The sequence below is a fragment of the Streptacidiphilus cavernicola genome, from assembly GCF_042510955.1.
Taxonomy (GTDB): Bacteria; Actinomycetota; Actinomycetes; order Streptomycetales; family Streptomycetaceae; genus Streptacidiphilus; species Streptacidiphilus cavernicola.
Map to the genome: position 1 here is coordinate 1 of NZ_JBHFAB010000034.1, position 18,313 is coordinate 18,313.

Genomic DNA, 18,313 nt, shown 5'->3' on the forward strand with positions numbered 1-18,313 from the left:
ACCGGGAGTAGACCGGCCCCTGCCGACGACCGGGATCCCCCTGGGGAACCGACCGCCGTCAGGGTGGGGAATTACGCCGACAGCAACCGCCCGAAGTAGGGGAAAAGCGCCGTCGCTGACAGGGGTTCCTGAAGAAGGGCGATCGCTCGGCGGGCGTCCAGCGGCAGTACACCGGAACCGCGGGAAGAATCGAGAATGCCCAGGTCGGAGTGTTTCTCGCCTACGCATCCGAGCGGGGACGGGCGCTGATCGACCGTCGGCTCTACCTGCCCGAGCACACCTGGTGCGAGGACTCCGAGCGCCGGTCGGGCTCCGGGGTTCCCGATGACGTCGAGTTCGCGACCAAGCCCCGCCTGGCCCTGCAGATGATCGAAGCGGCCCTGGACGCGGGATGCCCGTCCTCCTGGGTGACCGGCGATGAGGTCTACAGCCAGGACCCGCAGCTTCGCTCCGCGTTGGAGGCACGGGGGGTCGGTTACGTCCTGGCGGTCGCCTGCACCACCCGCGTGCGGATCAACCAGGACCGCACCGTCGTCCGGGCCGACGCCGCGGCAACCGCTCTGCCCCCGGATGCCTGGCACCGACAGAGCGCCGGCTCCGGGGCGAAGGGCCCGCGCTACTACGACTGGGCCTGGGTGCAGATCAGCTCCGACGCCAACCGCTGCCTGCTGATCCGCCGCAATCCAGCAACCGGCGAACTCGCCTTCTATCTCTGCTGGTCACCGGGGCAAGTAGCCCTGTCAGCATTCGTGCGCGTCGCCGGGATCAGGTGGTGCATAGAAGAGTGCTTCCAAGCCGCAAAGGGCCAGGTCGGCCTGGACCACTACCAGGTCCGCCACTGGACCGCCTGGCACCGCCACATCACACTCGCCATGCTCTCACTGGCCTTCCTCACCGCCGTCGCCACCAGCACGAGACCGGCCAGAAGCGCAGAACCGAACCGTCCCGCCCGCAGCAGCGACCCGATCGACCTCACCATCCCGGAGCTCCGCCACCTGATCGGCGCCCTGTTCAAGCGACCGTCCGCATCCGTGGCCATGCTGCTGGCCTGGTCAAACTGGCGCAGACGCCACCAAGCACAAGCAAGGCGCTGCCACTACCGACGACGCCTCACCGCCAGCTCGCCCACCTAGATCACGAAGTCGAACTGGAGTACTAGGTGACCGTATTGCTCCCGTACTCATCAGCTCATCAATCCTGCACGTGGTTCTGATCTGCCACGACCTTCTGCAGGTCAGGCAGCCACCGACGTGCTCCCCTGCGGCCGCCCGCAGGGGCCATTACGGTCGCCCTGGCGTGAGCGCTTGGAAGACCTGCTGCGGGATGATGCCAGACGCGCCAGCTGTCCCCTTCAGGGACGTCTTGGCTACGGCCGAGGTCGAGGCGTGGTCGGTTGACCCGGGCCTCCTGGCCATGCGGCCCCAGCGGAGCGCTCATGAGGACGAACGTGCGGCCGATTCTGTCGGCCACTTCCAATCTGTCCCGTCCTGTTGCCCCGTTTCACTACCAGCTCGCCGTCACCGTCGTCGGTGAGATCGCCGGGGCACTTACCTCCGACGACCACTTCGCTCATACCTAGATCGAGCACCTGCTCCACGGTCGGGCCCCGTCGAGCTGAGATGACTGGACGGACGCGTTGCGCGTATACAGCTTGGCCATCCTGCGCAAACTGCGTGCCCCGCAGGCCGTCGCAGTCGCTCTCACGACGTGACCGCTGCGACCGCCCTCGGGCGACACCATTCGTGGATCCCTGCATCACCCGCATCCGGGTGTGCTGGCTCAGAAGCCGGGCTTCGCGGTTTCGTCCTGCCCGGGTCACGGTTCTGCTGCCGCTGCTTACTTGCGGTTACGAGCTGTATGCGAAATCTGTCGGCACGATGTCCTAGTCAGCGATTAGGGTACGGATTACGAGCTGGTGCGGGGGAGGAAGCGAACGATGAGCATGACCCTTGACCAGGTGAAAGGCAACCCGCTTTCGGGGCCGATCGGAGCTGCGGACCTATCCGCATTCGACCCTACGTTTCCCGCCCGCGTGGCAGTCCTGATGAGGTCACGGCCGATTGCGGAGGCCGCCGGTAGTGCAGCACGACAGGACTGGCCGGACGACACCTACGACGTGGCCACGTTCGCTCTTGTCGCCATCGACAGAGTCATCGCCCAGCAGGGCTTCGAGGACGAGGCGACCTACAGTGAGGTCGCCGACGCCATTGCGGCCCTCGCGCGCCGTGCTGCCCCCGACCGTCCGGCGGAAGAGCACCAGCGGGTAGCCGCCTACACCGCTGACGCACTCCTGAACCGCGGCCAGCGTGAGGCCCCGTTCACCTATCGGATCAGCGACTACACCCGCCGGGACGGCATCCACCGGCAGCGCCAGGTGCAGTTTCGGCTGCTGGTCGAACGCGAGGACCCGGTCCGGGGCGAAGTGGTGCTCAACGCCACCAGGGACGCGATCAACGCCCTCGTCGGCGGCCTGGAGTTCGACGTCGAGGACGAGCAGGTCGCCAACGAGGTGATGCTTGAACGCCAGCTCGCCAAAGGCGCATTCGCCGCTGCAGAACGGGCCGCAGTGCGCGCCAGGCTGCTATCCGTCTCACTCGCGGACGACCTCAATAGGCTGATCAAGGACACCCGGCGGGATCTGAGGGCCGTGCTGGACCAGTGGGCCAACGACGTGCCCGCCCGCCTGGAGGCCGCGCGTGAGCACATCGCCGCACGGCTGGAGTCCGAGCACCGACTGCTGCTGAAGGTCCGCGAGTCCTTGGAGGCGGAGGACTCGCAGGTCACCGCCGCCGCAGCACGTATCTCCGGCATCCTCTCCGAGTGCGCCCGCCGGCACGAGGCGTTGCACCGTCAGGTGATCACCGCCCGCGGGGTCTTCCTGGACGAGCAGAACCGGCAGGCGTTCCGGCCACCCGCCACCGGCCATCTGCCCGACCTGGGCCAGGAGGTCCTGGTCCCCCTGCTCGGCCAGGACTCGACCACTGCCCTACAGGTCGTGGATCGCTGGCTCTCGGACGTCACCGGGCCAAGGCCGCCCAAGCTTCCCCGGCTGTACCGGCTGATCGACGACCTGTGGAGCGCCCGGGCCCCGCTCGACGACGCACGCAACGACGGTGAAGGCGAGGAAGAGGTCGGCGAGCCCGACCCGCCCACAATCGCCCCCGAGATCATCGCCGCAGCCCAGGGCGTCGTCCTGCGCACCGGCCTGCCCGCCCGTCTGTCCGTCCTGCTGGCCCAAGCGCTGACCGGGACACAGGACACCACGGCATCCGACCGGCAGCAGACCGCCGAGATCCTGGCGCTGACCGCACTGTGGTGCTACGCACCCGAGGACCTGGAGCCCGGCCAGCCGATCTCAATCGACCTCGCCGCCCGAATACTGGGGCCGCGCGCGGTGGCCGACACCGACGGACTGAAACTGTCCCTGACCGGATGGGCCGGCGACGACCTGATCATCGCCCCGTACCCGGACGCCCTGGAATCCGCGGACCCACCACCGGCCGGCGGCCACCGACTCCTTGCCCAGGAGAACGCATGACCTTGACGCAGTCCGACCACATCGACCTGGGCACCCTGATCGGATTCGCGCTGCAGCCCACGCAACGGCCCGGACGAAGTGCCGAATACCGTCGGCTGCTCGGCCGCTACCGTGCCGAACCCGACTTCCGGACTGCCACCGACGCGGTCCTGCACGGCCTAAGCTGCCGAGCCCTGTCCGACGGCGACTTCGGACTGGTCCTGGGCGTGGAACCCGAGTCCCCGTTCGCGTTCCGCGTCGCCGACATGCCCAATGCCGGCTCCCGCAACAACCGGCTGCTGGCCGGCCTGCTGCTCGTGGGAGTTGCCGCCTACGCCTACCCGAGCCCTGCTGAACTCGACGAGGACCGGATCCGCCGCGTACCCGACACCGAGTTCGAACAGTGGATGCGCTCGATGTGCGAGCGCCTCCAGGCCACCGACGCGGCCGGCGAGGTCATTCCCGAGGAGGGCTTGGACCAGGCCTGGCGCGTCTACCACGAGATGCCCCCCAGCCTTGTCGGCGAGCGCGGCCGCGGATCGGGGCGCCTGTCGCCCAAGTGCACCCTGTACTGGGTCCGCAACATCCTCGGCTGGCTCACCGAACAGGGCATGGCCCGCCCCGACGGCGCCGACGGGGTGTGGATGCTCACCGAACGCTTCCGTATCCAGATCAAGGACATGGCCAGCGAACCCGCCTACACCTTCCTCGCCGCCATGGCCCGCGGGCAGCATCCCGACCCCGCCGCCCACTCCCAGCCGAACGACACCAGCGACGACTCCATATCGGGAGAGAAGTGACGTACCACCTCGCCGCACTGCGGCTGCACTCCATCGGAGAGCGCTCTGCCCGCTTCACCGACGTCACCCTCTCCTTCACACCGCCGCCCACCGCGACAACCGGTCCGGCCGACTCCATCGTGTGGTTGCGCAACGGCGGCGGAAAGTCCTCGCTGCTGTCCTTGTTCTACGCACTCGTACTACCCAAGGCCACCGATTTCATGGGTCGCTCCGTCAAGCGGAGCCTGACCGACTACGTCGACAGCGGCGACACCTCCCACACGGTCGCGGTCTGGCACCCGGCCGCCGCGCCGCAGACCCTCGACGGCCAGCCCGACCGCATCCTGGTCACCGGAGCCGTCTACGAGTGGACGGATCTGCGCCGCCCGGCCGACGCGGACCGGGCCCGGGACAAACTCGAGACCACCTTCTACGCCTTCTACGCGATCCCCGGTGTCCTGGACCTGGAGCGGCTGCCGATCACCGAGGCCAACGGCACACCGCGACGGCGGGCCGCCTACATCGCCGCACTCAAGGAAGCGGCCAGCCGCCACCCGCAGGCGATGGACCTGGTCACCGCGGAGCGTCAGCACGAGTGGACCACACAGCTGGCCAACCGCGGCCTGGATCCGTCGCTGTTTCGAACCCAGAAGCAGATGAACCACGTCGAAGGCGGCGTCGAGGACCTCTTCAAATTCGCCTCCGCCCGCGAGTTCATCGACCTGCTGATCGACCTGACGGTCGCGCCCGATGAAGCCTCCAACGTCGCCGAGCGGCTGTCCTCCATCGCATCGCTGCTGGCGACCAAGCCGGGCAAGGAAGCCGAACGCGAGTTCTGCCTCGACGCCGTCACCGGCCTGGAACGGGTCACCCTGGCCCAGGGAGAAGTGGACGACCTGCAAGAACAGCTGGACGAAGCCCTCGGCGAAGGCGCCGTACTGGCAGCCGCGTTCGGCGCGGCAGTCGCCCAGGCACAGGCTCAGCAGCTAACCCTCGCCGAGGGAAGAACAGGCATCGAAGCCCGCAAGTCTGCCGCCGAGACAGAGCGCGGCGTAGCCTACGACCTCGTCTACCTCTACGAGAAGCGCGCCGCCGAACTGCGGATCGCCGATGCCCGAACCCAGACGGACCTCGCCAAGGCAGCAGTCACCGCAGCTACCGAGCTCGTCAGCGGCTGGGAAGCAGCCGACCACCTCGCCGCCAAGGCAGACACAGAACACGCCTTGGAGCTCACGAGGAAGGAGGCCGCAGCCGAACGCGAGCAGAGTGCCCCTCAACGCCGTGAGCACGACGAACACACCGCGCGTCTGCACGTCCGACTGACGGCCACAGCCGACGACCACAAGACCCGCGCCGACACGGCATCCACAGCGGCAAACGCCGCACTCGAGGACCGCAAGAAACTGCGCGCAGGGGCTGCTGCCGCGCGCACCGACGCCGAGACAGCCGACAGCGCGGCGGCCAAATCCCAGGCCGACCTCGACGCCCTCGCCGCAGACCTCCGCGCAGCAGTCCGCGATCGAGTACTGCCCACCGAGAACACAGACCCCGCCGAGCACGACGCCGTCCTGGAAGGCGAACAGGAGACGCTCACCAGCGTCCTCGACGAGATCCGCGAGCGCCGCGAGCAACGGCCGGCAGCCCGCTCCACCTTGACCGACAAACTCGCAGCACTGACAGGGGAGCGAACCCGGCTCGACGGCGACCGAACCCGCCTGGCTGCAGACCACGCCGCCCTCACCCGACAGGCCGCCGAACTCGCAAGCCACCGACGAGTACGGGAGCTGATCGAGGCCACCGACGAAGCCCCCGCAGACCTATGGGCCGAAGCCGACACCCTCACCAGGAGACTCTCCAACGCGATCCTGGAGAGCGATCTGGACCTGGTGCGCCTCGAAGCCGAACGCATGGACGACAAGCGCACCCTGGACGTCCATGCGCGAACGGGCCTGCTCCCCACCACTTTGGACGCCGAACGTGTTCAAGCAACCCTCGCCGAACACGGCGTCACCGCCGAAAGCGGCTGGCAGCACCTGCGCACCCTCCTGCCCGCACACCGACTCGCCCACGCCCTCACCGACCCCGACGCCTCCCGCCTCGGCGCAGGCCTGGTCATCGCGACCGAACAGGCAGACAGCGCCACCCGGGCCCTGGCCGCCGCAGACATCGCCACCACCGCACTGGTCGGCGTCTACACCGCGCAAGCCGCCTCCGACATCGCCGCCGCACGGCCACGCGCCGACCAGGACGCCGCCGCCCCCGGCCCGCAGTGGACAGGACTGCACCGCGGACTGATCGATCCCACCTCCACCGCCACCACCATCCGCCACGTAACGACCCGCCGCGACACGCACACGGCCAAGCAGACCGCGCTGACCCAGTCCAGGGAGGTAGACCGCGGTCTTCTCAACGCCCTCACCTCCTTCCTCGGACACTGCCCGACCGACCACTTGCCCGCACTCAGCAGTCGCATTGACGATCTCGACACGACCCTGGCCGCACACGACACCGCCCTCGGCAACGCCCGCACCGCACTCGACGATCTCGACCGGGCCGACACGACCGACACGCAAGTCCAGCAGGACACCCAGAACGAGATCACCCGCGTGGTCAAACTCCGCACCCAACTGTCCAGTCTGATCAAGCGGACCGAAACCGCGGCAACATGGCGGGCGAACCTCCACGACGCCCTGATCAGAGCCACAGCGGCACACGACCTCGCGGAGCAACTCGCCGAGCAAGCCGACATCGCCTTCGAGTCCGCGACCAAGCAGGACGCCATCGCCGACAAGCACCAGCAGACAGGTGAAGCGCTGCGCGCAGAGGCAGGCGGACTGACCTACCTCGACACCCCACCACTGGTCGGCGACGACCCCCAGTACACCCTCGACACCCTGCGGCAGCGCCACCAGCAGGCCCGCCGCTCCTGGGAGATCCGAGCTGCCCAATCCGTCCTGGCCGAGCGCGAGCGCACCCTGACCGAGACCCTGTCCAAGGAGAACCGCGCACTGGCCAACATTCCCACTGCCATCCAGCAGCAAGCCGCCGAGCTCATCGCCTCCCCGCAGGGACAGAGCGCCCACGGCCGCACCCAGGCACTCGCCCAAGCCCGCAGCGCAGAACGGGACGCAGCCGAACAACGCGGCCACGCCAACGCCGCGATCGAGCGGCACACCACCACCCTGAACACGATCGAGAAGCGTCGCGCAGAACCTCCACGCCGCGCCCTGCCCACCGAGCCAGCCACGCCCGAACACGCCGACGCCCTCGCCGCCGAGCAGGACCACGCCGGCCAGAGCGCCATCGAACGCCGAACCGCTGCCGAACGAGAACTGACCGACCTGGACAGGCTGAACACCGAACTCGAAGGCCGCCAATCGCTCTTTCGGCTCCTCGCCGACGGACTGCCCGAACCGGACCACAGCAACACACCCGCATTCTTCGGCGACAGCACCCAGGCCCAGGAGCGCAAACACCACGTCACCGCACAGATCCGCTCCGCCGAAAAGCTGAGCGCCGCTGCCACAGCCGAACGCACCAACGCCGTCGCGGCCCTGCGGACCCTCGGCGCCAAGTACCCCACCGTCGCCACCCCGGCCAAGGACCGCGTCCTGCACGACCCCGAGGACATCCTCGCGCGCAGCGCCGCCGCCCACACCACCCAACTCCGCCTGCGCGCACAGATGATCGACGGAGAACTGGCCGGCATCAGCAAGGACCAGGCCATCGTCACCGACTCCCTCGCCCGCCTGGTCGCCAACACCCTCGACACCCTGCGCAAAGCCGAGCGCTACTCGCGCGTCAACACCACGACCGGCGGCTGGGCCGGCAAGCAGATGCTGCGCATCTCCTTCGAAGCCCCCGCCAGCGACGCCGACCTGCGCACCTACGTCAACCGCGTCATCGAACGGCGCGTCGCCCAAGGCGTCAAACCCGAAGGACTGCCGCTCCTCAAGGAAGCCGTCCACGAGGCGGTCGGCCCCCGGGGATTCACCGTTAAGGTCCTCAAGCCGGCTCCCGACACCGTCGCCACCACCGAAGACATCACCCGCCTGGGCAAATGGTCCGGCGGCGAGAAACTCACCGTCTGCGTCGCCCTCTACTGCACCATCGCCGCCCTGCGCGCCGCCAACTCCGGCCGCAGAGACCGCTCCGGCGGTGTCCTGCTACTCGACAACCCCATCGGCCGTGCCTCCCACGGCGCCCTGGTCCGCCTCCAGCGCGCCGTCGCGGCCGCACACAAGGTCCAACTCGTCTACACCACCGGCGTCAAGGACCCCAACGCCATCGCCCTGTTCCCCAACGTCATCCGTCTCGACAACCGGCCAGGACGCACCAGCCACCGCCGCTACATCGTCCCCGACGCCACCGCGAGCACGGACGAAGCCGAAACAGGCGACATCACCTCCGTACGCGTCGCCCACGACGAATCCGGCAGCACCGCACCCGGGACCGACCGATGACACGCCACCTCATCGACGTGCTGACCGCCTTCATCACGGCCCATCCAACTCAACGCATCCGAACCGAAGCGCTCCTGCAGCACGCCACGACCACCGACCCGACCCTCCTCGGAGACCCGACCGCACGCACCCGCCTCGCCACGGCTTTCACCGAACTGGCCCAGGCAGGCACCATCCAACTCCCCAGGACTCGATCCGGCTGGGACGAGCGAACCCAACCACCCCTGCCACGCTGGATCGCCAAGCCCACTGTACGAACCCGGACCGAGCGCCCCGTCCAGCGCGTCTGGCCCCAACCACTCGAACGAGCCGCAGCCCTCGCCACTCGGCCTGACGAACACGCACTCCTGGACCGCATCGCCAGCTGGCTGCGCGACAACCCGAATGCGGAACCCGTCCCCATCGAAGAACGCTCCCTGGAGATCCTCGACGACGAGAAAGCCCTGGCCACCCTCACCACCAAACGGCTCTTCGCCACCGGCTCCCTGACCCTGGACCTCCTCGCCTGCTACGCCACCCCCGTCCCCTTCCCCTCCCAGCACGTACCCGGGCACGGCGAACCCCGCCTGCTGATCGCAGAGAACAACGCCACCTTCCACTCCCTGCTCGCCACCGCCCGCAGCCTGGACCCCCGCACCCGCCCCAACCTGCACATCGGATGGGGATGCGGCAACCAGTTCCCCGTCTCCATCACCGCAATGACCCTCCTGGCACCTCAACCGGCCGCCCTCTACTACTTCGGCGACCTCGACGCCGCCGGCCTGCGCATCGCCGCCAACGCAGCCACCACCGCCACCGCACGGCACCTCCCGACCCTCCGCCCAGCCGCTAACCTCTACCGATGGCTGCTGGCAAACGGCACCCCGCGCCCCGACAGGTCCAACACCGGCCTCGCAGACCCCACCCCACTACTCACATGGCTCCCCGCCGATCTGCACCCGGCCGTCGGCGCCCTCCTCGCCACACGCCAGCGCATCCCCCAGGAACGGCTTGGCCTGCGTGATCTGCGAGCGGATCCATCGCTCCTCGTGCAGGCTGTGCGAGCAGGGCACGCGAATCCCAGCCCGAGCTGATCGCGGGCACCTGCTCGCGGATGTGCGTACCCGCCACCGAGCGCGACCAGTGGCTGGAGATCTTCGGACCCGGCGAGGAGACTGAGAGCTCGATGACCTGCTGTTTTCTGGTCGGGTGGGTATGGTAGTGGCTGGGCTGGGGCAGCCAGTGGACGGTTGGTTGGCCCGTCCGGTCGGAGTCCAGAGGGCTCTGCGACACCGTCGTGGGCCGGCGGGTGAGCAGAGGGCGTCCACCGTCGCACGCATCCAACTTCTGTTCAGCGCGTGGTCGGTACACATTCTGTGTGCCGATCACGCGCTGTTTGGGGGTGGCGCCCATGGGCGTGGGGCAGAGCAACAACGTGGGCACTCCGCCCTACGCGCACCTCCTCGGTCAGCGGCTTGGGGAACGCCTGGTCCGGCAGGTCCCCGCTGACCTCGCCCGGGACCTCGGTCACGAAGTCGTCTAGTATCCCTGCGGGATGGGCGTCGGCCGAGGAGACCTGCAAGTAGCCCTTCGCGGACAGCGGTGAAGTGATTTTCGGCGTGTGGGTGACGACCCGTGGGCTTCTCGGCCGACCAGAGGGCTGCGGCGTTCGACCAGGATCACGTCGCGCCGGAGCCTGTGGTGGCGGCGCTCGCGGGTGCTCGGCGCGCAGAAGCCGGCGCGGGCGTGGACGGCGAGGCTGGCCGTGTTCTGCGGGAAGATCCCGGACTGGATGGTCCAGATCCCGGCGGCCTCGGTGACGGCAATCAGCGCGCTCAGCAGTGTGGTGGCGACCCTTCGGCTCCGCGCCTCGAGGTGGACGTTTCCCCCTCGCCGGGTCCGCCGGTGCTCGTCGTGTAGATGGCAAGCCGCAGGGCTGCGACGGCCTCGAGCACCGCATCGTTGGCTGCGGGGAGCAGTTGCGTCATGTTGGCGAAGCCGTGGGTGAGTCTCTCGTGGCGGCGTTGTACGACCTGGACGCCGGCCTCCGCGGCCTTGTGGGCGAACAGTTCGCCTTCGTCGCGCACCACGTCGAACCCGGCGGTGGCGAGATACAGCGGCGGCAGGTCCGCGAGGTTGGGAGCGTGGATCGGAGCGACCCGCCAGTCGGCGTACTGGGACGCGTCGCGAATGTACATCGCGTCGAACAGCGCGATGTCCTTCTCAGTGAGCATGAGCCCGTTGCCGAACAGGGTTCGCGAGGGCAACGGTGGAGCGGTGGTGGCCTCAACGACGGGATAGAACGCCAGCACGAACATCGGTCCCTTGACCTGCAGGGCGGTCACGATGGCGAGATTGCCGCCGGCGCTGTCGCCGCCCAGCGCAATCCGGTTCGGATCGATTCCCAGGGCATCGGCGTGCGCGATGGCGTATTCGACGGCGGCCACGCTGTCCTCGACGGCGGCGGGAAACGGATGCTCGGGTGCGAGCCGGTAGTCCACCGACAGCACTGCGAGATCGCCGTGTGCCGCGATCAGTCGGCAGAGGTGGTCGTGGCTGTCCAGGTCGCCGAGGACGAATCCGCCACCGTGGAAGTACACCAGCAGCGGCGAGCCCGTCGCCTGCCCTGCGGGCCGGTAGAGCCGGGCGGGGATCCTGTCGTCGCAGATGGCCAGGTCCCGGATCTGAACGGATCGGATCTTCGGCGCGTTGATGGCGGCCGTGAACAGCGAGTACTGCCTGCGGACTACGGCGAGATCGGTTTCGCGGCCCGCCGAACCGGCCCCGAGTCGACGTCGGAGCGTCATCAACAACTGGGTGTCGAGATCCAGTTCCTGCCCGTCGAGATGAACCGGCCGGCCCGCGATCCGCCGGCGCAGCGGTGCCGGCAGGGCGAACAAGGTGCGCAGCGCGATTCGGGTGATCGGCAACAGCATCGGTGGCCTCCTGGATTGTCTGTATCGCACCCGCCGAGAGGCCTTCTCGCCGCTGCGGCCCGTTCAGGTGGAGCGCCCGCTGGGGATCACTGGTGGGCGTGGACCGTGACAGTCAGTTGCAGGTAGCGGCCCGCCATGCCCTTCATTGCGGTGATGCCGTGGGCGTAGCGGTCGACGGTTGCCGTGGCGACGACGTTGAGCGTGCCGCCATCGATGGCGGATTCGATCACGCTGAACTCGACCGGGGCCTCCTCTCCGTGTGCCGTGAGCGTTCCGCGGAGCGTCCAGCGACCGTCGATGCTCACTGCTCCGGCCGACGCGAAGCGGATCTCCGGGTACGAGGCGGAGTCGAGAATGGCCTTGGACAGCACCTTCGCGTCTCGGCCCCGGTGGCCGGTTGAGAAGCTGGCGGCATCGGCCACTACTACCGCGCCGCTGGCGTTGGTGGGTGTGGCGACCGTGATCCGGCCGGAGCGCAGGGCGAACCTTCCGGTCACCGCACCGAGCCCGAACATGTGCTTGGTCGTGAAATCGATGGTCGACCTACTGGGATCGATCACGTAGTCACCCGCAGGGGGGATGGTCACGGTCATCGGCGTATCCGTTCTCGTCATGAGTTGAATTTTCATGTAACTGGGAGACTAGCACCGATGCATGAAAATTCAAGTGATAGGCTCCGCGCATGCCGACGGCCGAACAGCACAGCCAGGAACCCCAGTGGTTGACCGCTCCCCAGCTGCGCGCGTGGCGCGAGCTGACGTTCCTGATGGGGCAACTGCCGTCCGTGTTGGAGGCACAGCTCAAGCGCGATGCCGGTCTGAGCTACCTGGAGTACTACGTGATGGCGGGTCTGACTGAGCAGCCGAACCATGAGATGCGCCTGTCCGACCTGGCCAACCGCTCCAACGCGGAGCTTTCCCGACTGTCGCACCTGATCAGCAGACTCGAACGGCGCGGATTCGTGCAGCGCATGACGGACGCCGGTGACGGCCGGTACACCAAGGCCGTCATGACCGAAGCCGGACTCGCGCACATGGCGGAGGCGGCTCCCGCGCATGTCGCAGAGGTTCGCGGGCTTGTCTTCGACGTCCTTGACGACGCCGAAATCGAAGTCCTGCGCAGCTGTGCGGAGAAGGTCAACAAGCACCTGCGCTGACGTGGGCGGCTCAGCGACCTCCGCGCCCGCGGATCAGACCCTCTCGTCAACGCCCCCGGAAGCCTGGCTGTGCCCAGAGTCGGGTGCGAACAGGTGACAGGCGACGACGGACTCGCCGACCTTGACGCGAGGCGGGCGCTGCTGCCTGCAAATGTCCTCGGCGTGCGGGCACCGTCCGGCGAAGGGACAGCCACCGGGCGGAACCGTCAGGGGTTCAGCGACGGTCACACGCGCCAGCCGTCGCTCCCGCTGGGCTGCAACGTCCGCCACAGGGGCCGCCGCGACCAGGGCGGCCGTGTAGGGGTGCAGGGGGTGGCCGGTGACCTGCGCGGCGGGGCCGGTCTCCATGACCTGGCCGCAGTACAGGACGACGACGCGGTCGCAGAGGTTGCGGACGACGGCGAGGTTGTGGCCGATGAACAAGTAGGCCAGGCCGAGATCGGCACGCAGGTCGGCGAGCAGGTTGAGGATCTGGGCCTGCGTGGACAGGTCGAGGGCGCTCACCGGCTCGTCGCAGATGACCAGCTTGGGGTCGCTGGCCAGGGCCCGGGCGATGGCGATGCGCTGGCGCTGGCCGCCGGAGAAAGCGGCCGGGTAGCGATTCGCGGCGTCGGCGGGCAGCCCGACCTGGCCGAGCAGGCTCTGCACTCGGGCCCGGGCCTGCTCGGCGGTCATCGCCCGGTGGGTCAGTAGCGGCTCGGTGAGCGTCTGGCTGATCGTTCGCGCCGGGTTCAGCGAGCCGTACGGGTCCTGGAAGACCACCTGAAGGTCGGCGGTGAGCGCTCCGCGCCGTTCGGCGGGTACCGAGGTGACGTCCGCACCTTCGAAGCGGATCCGGCCGCTGCTCGGCGCGGTCAGACCGAGCACCGCCCGTCCGATGGTCGACTTCCCCGATCCGGACTCCCCGACGAGCCCGACCGCCTCGCCGGCCCCGACGTTCAACGTGACGTCGTCCACCGCAGTGTGGGCGCGCCTGCGTCGGCCGTACGACACCCGCAGGTGGTCGATTTCCAGCAGCCGGGCGTCCGTGCGGGGCTGCACTTCCTCAGGTGTCGGGGTCATCGGCTGGGCTCCGGGGTGAGGTCATCGCCGCGGATGCAGCGGGTGGTGCGTGGTGATGGGCCGGAGACGTCCATGAGCGGGATCGGTCCTTTCGTGCAGGCGTCCGTGGCGAGTGCGCAGCGGGCGGCGAACCGGCAGCCCTCGGGCCACGCGTCCGGTGCGGGCACCGAGCCGGGGATGACCGGCAGGCGTCCGGCGGTGTCCAGGCTCGGCATCGACCGGAGCAGCGCGCGGGTGTACGGGTGGCGGGGCACCCTCAGGACGGTGTCGGTCTCTCCCTGCTCGACGATCTGCCCGGCGTACATGACCGCGACGCGGTCGCAGACGTCGGCGACGACTCCGATGTCGTGGGAGACCAGCACCAGGGCGCGTTCACCCGTGGCAACGACGTTCCGGAACAGGTCGAGGATCGCTGCCTGGACGGTGACGTCCAGTGCGGTGGTGGGCTCGTCGGCGATCAGCAGGGCCGGGTCGCCGCTCAGGGCCAGGGCGATCGCGACGCGCTGCGCCATACCTCCGGAGATCTTGTGGGGGTGGCATCTCATCACACGATCGGGATCGCTGATGCCCACCTCTCGGAGCAGGTCCCCAGCCCGTGCGGCCGCGGCGCGGCGGGTGGCGCCGAAATGGCGCAGGGCCGCCCGCAACTGGTTCCCGACGGTGTAGCAGGGGTCCAGGGCGGCCATGGGCTCCTGCGCGATGTAGGCGACGCCTCGCCCCCTGACCCGGCTCAGAAGCCGCTCCGCGGCGCCGGCCAGTTCCTGGCCCGCGAACCGTACCGAGCCTGCGGTGATCTGCCCGTCGATGGGCAGCAGACCGGGGATCGCCAGGGCGGTGACGGTCTTTCCGGAGCCGGACTCGCCGACCAGGCCGAGGGTTTCGCCCTTGCGGACGGCGAAGGTGACACCGTCGACGACCGGGCCGGAGGGGAATTCGACGACGAGCCCGTGGACGCCCAGCAGCGTTTCCGGCTCGGCGTCCGGCCGCTGGGCGGCAGGCTCAGAGAGGACGGTGCGCCGGTGCCGGACGGGACGGGGCGTGGGGCCGCCCGGAAGCGCGTCACGGACCGTGTTGGCGATGAGGTTGAAGGCGATGACCGTCAGGATCAGTACCGCGCCGGGCGGCACCAGGAGCCAGGAGTCGACGGTGATGTTCTGCGACGCCTCGTAGATCATCTGACCCCAGGACGGCGCTTCCGGGGATCCGCCCAGACCGAGGAACGACAGCGAGGACAGCACGATGACGCAGATCGCCATGCTGGTGGCCGCGAGCATGATGACCGGCGCGACCACGGTCGGCAGCACGTGCCGGAACAGGATGGTCCGCAGCGGCAGACCGGACACGCGGGCGGCGTCGACGAACAACTCGTCCCGCACCGTGCGGGTGGAGTTGCGTACCAGCCGGGTCGCGGCTCCGGCTCCCAGCACGCCGAGCACGGCCATCATCACCGCGGTGTTCTGCGGGTAGATCACCGCGAGCGCGACCAGTACGACGAACGCGGGAACGGCGAAGGTGAGGTCGACCAGCCAGGAGATGACGGCGTCGGCGATCCCGCCGCGGTATCCGCTCAGCAGGCCGGCCGGGAGCCCGAGGGCCACGGCGATCGCGGTGGCCTCCGCGGCACCCCACAGCAGGGTGTCGCCGCCGTGCATCAGCCGGGACAGGACATCGCGGCCGAGACTGTCGGTGCCGAGCCAGTGCGTCGCCGACGGCGGCTTGAGCAGCTCGGTGAGGTTCTGCGTCAGCGGGTCGAACGGTGCGAGCTGGTCGGCGAAGACGCTGGTGAGCACGACGAGGACCAGCCAGGCGACGGCCGTCATCGCCAGGGGCGAGGTTGCGAGTGCGCGGCTGGCCCGCGCCGCCGGGCCGGCCGGCCCGACCGGGCTGTCGGCACGGTGGACGACGGTGTTCATGCACGCCTCGCCTTGGGGTTCAGGACCCCGATCAACAGGTCGACGGCGAGGTTGACGATGACGACGCCGACCGCGAAGACCAGGACGACGCCCTGGACGACGGGGACGTCGTGGCCCAGGACACCCGACAGCAACTGGGAGCCGAGACCGGGCAGGTTGAAGATCTGCTCCACCGCCACCGTTCCGGCAAGCAGCCCCACCGTGTTGAAGCCGACGGCGGTGACGATCGGGGCGGCGGCGTTGCGCAGGCCGTGCTTGAGGACCTGGCGTCGCCGTGGAATGCCCAGTGCCCGGACGGTCCGGACGTAGTCGGCGTCCAGCGCCTCGGCCACGGCGCTGCGGGCCTGGAGGAAGATCGGGCCGATCGGGGCCAGGGACAGGGCGATGACCGGCAGGATCAGCGATTGCAGCCACTGCCCCGGGGACTGGTTCAGTTGCACGTACCCGGTCGCGGGCAGCACCCGGTACTGGATGGCGAAGAGGTAGACCAGGCCGACCGCGACCCAGTAGTTGGGGACGGCCGTCACTGCTCCGGCCGCCAACTGCAGGACCCGGTCGACCCTGCTGCCGCGCCGCAGCGCGGCCCAGATGCCGAGGGCTGTTCCGACTGCGGCCGTGACCAGCGTCGACAGCAGGGCCAGCGACAGCGTTACGGGCAGCGCCGTCGACAGCAGCCGGCCCACGCTCTCGCTGGTGATCCATGACCTGCCGAGGTCGCCGCGCAGCAGGTTGGCGCACGTCGACAGGTACTGGTCCAGCGGCGAGCGGTGCAGTCCGAAGGCGGCGTCGAGCTGGTCGCGCTGCGCCGCTGTCGAGGTGTTGCCCAGGACATACGCGGCCGGGTCGCCGTGGATCAGCTGCTGGAGGAAGAACGCCGCGGTCCAGACGACGAGCAGCAGCGGGACCGCGCCTGCGGCGCGCCGTAGCGCGAGAGTCCCCATGCCGGGCTACTTCGCCGGGTGCAGCGACGACAGCAGGCAGGTTGCCAGACCGAGGTCGGTGCAGCTGACGGTGTTCGCGGTCGAGTAGGTCAAGCCGACGGTGCCGACCATGACGAACCAGGCCTGCTGGTTGATGGTGGCGACCGCCTGATCGATGGCCGTCGACTGCGCGGTGCCCGTCGTGCCGAGGACCTGGGCGGCGAGGGCTTGGATCTGCGCGTCCTGCTGCGGGGTGTGCGGGCCGAAGTTGGCGGACACCAGGGACGCGATGCTCTGCGCGGCCGGGTCCATGCTCCACTCGAACACCATGCTGGCCCACCGTCCCGAGGTCGCCTGCTGCACGAAGTCGGTGTTGTGGTCCGAGATCTGCACCGTCACACCGATCGCGCGCAGGTACCCGGCGACGGCCTGGGCCAGCAGGTCGCCGCTCTGGGTGCTGAGCATCGGCAGGGTGAAGCCGTCGGGGTAGCCGGCCTGGGCCAGCAGGGCCTTGGCCTTGGCCGGGTCGTACGGATAGGAGGCGGCGGCGTTCGCCCGGTAACCGGGGCTGTCCGGGCCGACGACCAGCGAGGTCGCCGTCCCGTCGGCACCGAAGCCCAGGGCCGCGATGGCCTTGCGGTCCACGGCGTAGTTCAGCGCCTGCCGGACCCGGACGTCCCCCAACGGCTTGACTGCCGCGCCGGCTTCATCGTTGATCCAGATGCCGGCCGTGGTGATCTGGGGGGCGGGCACGACCGTCAGACCGGCCGCCTTGTCGGCGGCGTTGGTCTGCGCGGCGCCCTGCGCCACTTGCACCTGGCCGGACCGGACGGCCGAGTCGAGGGCCTGCTGGGAGCTGTAGACCCGCAGCGTGACCTTGCCGTAGGGGAAGGCCGCTTTGTTCCAGTAGGTCGCTCGTCGGGTGAAGGTGTACTGCTGGCCGGAGATCGTGCCGGAAGCGTCCAGGGTGTAGGGGCCCGAACCGTCCGGTTGGTCGTTCAGGCTCGAAGGGTGGGCCAGGGCCTTCGGGCTCACAATGAACCCGGCTCCGGTGGCGAAGTCGAAGGGCAGGTCCGTGACCGGCACCGTCGAGGTGAAGCGGACGGTGGTCGCATTCACCACTGTCGTGGTGAGGTTCTTGATGTACGTGACGAGGCTGCCGGCCGGTGAAGCGGTCCTGGCGTAGTCGAAGTTGGCCTTGACCGCGGCCGCGTCCAGGGATGTCCCGTCGGCGAAGGCGATCCCCGGGCGCAGTGTCATCTCAAGGGTGGTGGGGTTCGGCTCGGTCCAGGAGGTGGCGATGCCGGGGCCGACCTTGTCGGGGCCGGTCAGCGTCGTCAGCGAGTCGTAGACGGCGGAGGTGTAATTGAGGCTGTAGTTCGGGCCGTTGGGGACGAGCCACGGGTTGAAGTTGACCGTGGCGAACTGCAGGCCGATCGCTATGGCGCTGGTTCCGCCGCTGCCGGAGGTGGACGTGGGGGTGGAGGACGGGCCGCCGCAGGCTGCCACGGCGGTGGCGGTCAGGGCGGCTATCGCTGCGCAGAGTGCTGCACGCTTGGCGAACATTCGAAGGCTCCCTTCGTCATTG

Annotated in this window: 11 protein-coding genes and 2 pseudogenes; 6 read left to right on the forward strand and 7 right to left on the reverse strand. The window is 69.1% G+C overall.

Annotated features, from left to right (window positions below):
- Positions 1–122: 122 nt before the first annotated feature.
- The 5 genes and pseudogenes from ACEZDE_RS31370 to ACEZDE_RS31390 all read left to right on the forward strand — a co-directional run.
- Positions 123–1,133, forward strand: a pseudogene (locus ACEZDE_RS31370) (IS701 family transposase); the annotation flags it as partial.
- A 983-nt stretch (positions 1,134–2,116) separates the two neighbouring features.
- The gene (locus tag ACEZDE_RS31375) at positions 2,117–3,538 is read left to right on the forward strand and encodes a hypothetical protein (RefSeq protein WP_380543676.1); all 1,422 of its coding nucleotides are present in this window, start codon (positions 2,117–2,119) and stop codon (positions 3,536–3,538) included.
- The gene (locus ACEZDE_RS31380) at positions 3,535–4,317 is read left to right on the forward strand and encodes a hypothetical protein (RefSeq protein ID WP_380543679.1); all 783 of its coding nucleotides are present in this window, start codon (positions 3,535–3,537) and stop codon (positions 4,315–4,317) included. The genes ACEZDE_RS31375 and ACEZDE_RS31380 overlap by 4 nt, the downstream gene beginning before the upstream one ends.
- Positions 4,314–8,759, forward strand: a complete 4,446-nt coding sequence (locus ACEZDE_RS31385; protein ID WP_380543682.1) for a hypothetical protein — start codon at positions 4,314–4,316, stop codon at positions 8,757–8,759. The genes ACEZDE_RS31380 and ACEZDE_RS31385 overlap by 4 nt, the downstream gene beginning before the upstream one ends.
- The gene (locus tag ACEZDE_RS31390; protein ID WP_380543685.1) at positions 8,756–9,832 is read left to right on the forward strand and encodes a Wadjet anti-phage system protein JetD domain-containing protein; all 1,077 of its coding nucleotides are present in this window, start codon (positions 8,756–8,758) and stop codon (positions 9,830–9,832) included. Before ACEZDE_RS31385 ends, ACEZDE_RS31390 begins: the two co-directional genes overlap by 4 nt.
- A 556-nt stretch (positions 9,833–10,388) precedes the next feature.
- On the opposite strand, the pseudogene ACEZDE_RS31395 reads toward ACEZDE_RS31390, so the two are convergent.
- The 3 genes and pseudogenes from ACEZDE_RS31395 to ACEZDE_RS31405 all read right to left on the reverse strand — a co-directional run.
- A pseudogene (locus ACEZDE_RS31395) lies at positions 10,389–10,619 on the reverse strand (N-acetyltransferase family protein); the annotation flags it as partial.
- Entirely contained in the window at positions 10,574–11,674 is a 1,101-nt protein-coding gene (locus tag ACEZDE_RS31400) for an alpha/beta hydrolase fold domain-containing protein (RefSeq protein WP_380543688.1), read from the reverse strand. The pseudogene ACEZDE_RS31395 and the gene ACEZDE_RS31400, both read right to left, overlap by 46 nt.
- Positions 11,675–11,760: 86 nt before the next feature.
- Positions 11,761–12,267 (reverse strand): YceI family protein, encoded by a 507-nt coding sequence (locus ACEZDE_RS31405; protein WP_380543691.1) that lies wholly within the window; start codon positions 12,265–12,267, stop codon positions 11,761–11,763.
- Positions 12,268–12,356: 89 nt separating this feature from the next.
- Here ACEZDE_RS31405 and ACEZDE_RS31410 point away from each other — a divergent pair, with 89 nt between their 5' ends.
- A complete protein-coding gene (locus ACEZDE_RS31410) occupies positions 12,357–12,830 on the forward strand; it encodes a MarR family winged helix-turn-helix transcriptional regulator (RefSeq protein WP_380543694.1) in 474 nt (157 codons plus the stop codon).
- Positions 12,831–12,863: 33 nt separating this feature from the next.
- On the opposite strand, the gene ACEZDE_RS31415 is transcribed toward ACEZDE_RS31410, so the two are convergent.
- Genes ACEZDE_RS31415 through ACEZDE_RS31430 form a run of 4 tightly spaced genes read right to left on the reverse strand, consistent with a single transcriptional unit; the run spans position 12,864 to position 18,291 of the window.
- Positions 12,864–13,892: an oligopeptide/dipeptide ABC transporter ATP-binding protein gene (locus tag ACEZDE_RS31415; protein ID WP_380543697.1), complete on the reverse strand. Its 1,029-nt coding sequence runs from the start codon at positions 13,890–13,892 to the stop codon at positions 12,864–12,866.
- The gene (locus ACEZDE_RS31420; protein ID WP_380543700.1) at positions 13,889–15,805 is read right to left on the reverse strand and encodes a dipeptide/oligopeptide/nickel ABC transporter permease/ATP-binding protein; all 1,917 of its coding nucleotides are present in this window, start codon (positions 15,803–15,805) and stop codon (positions 13,889–13,891) included. Before ACEZDE_RS31420 ends, ACEZDE_RS31415 begins: the two co-directional genes overlap by 4 nt.
- On the reverse strand, positions 15,802–16,746 hold the full coding sequence (locus ACEZDE_RS31425; RefSeq protein ID WP_380543703.1) for an ABC transporter permease: 945 nt from the start codon (positions 16,744–16,746) through the stop codon (positions 15,802–15,804). The genes ACEZDE_RS31420 and ACEZDE_RS31425 overlap by 4 nt, the downstream gene beginning before the upstream one ends.
- Positions 16,747–16,752: 6 nt before the next feature.
- Entirely contained in the window at positions 16,753–18,291 is a 1,539-nt protein-coding gene (locus tag ACEZDE_RS31430) for an ABC transporter substrate-binding protein (protein WP_380543706.1), read from the reverse strand.
- Positions 18,292–18,313 lie beyond the last annotated feature (22 nt).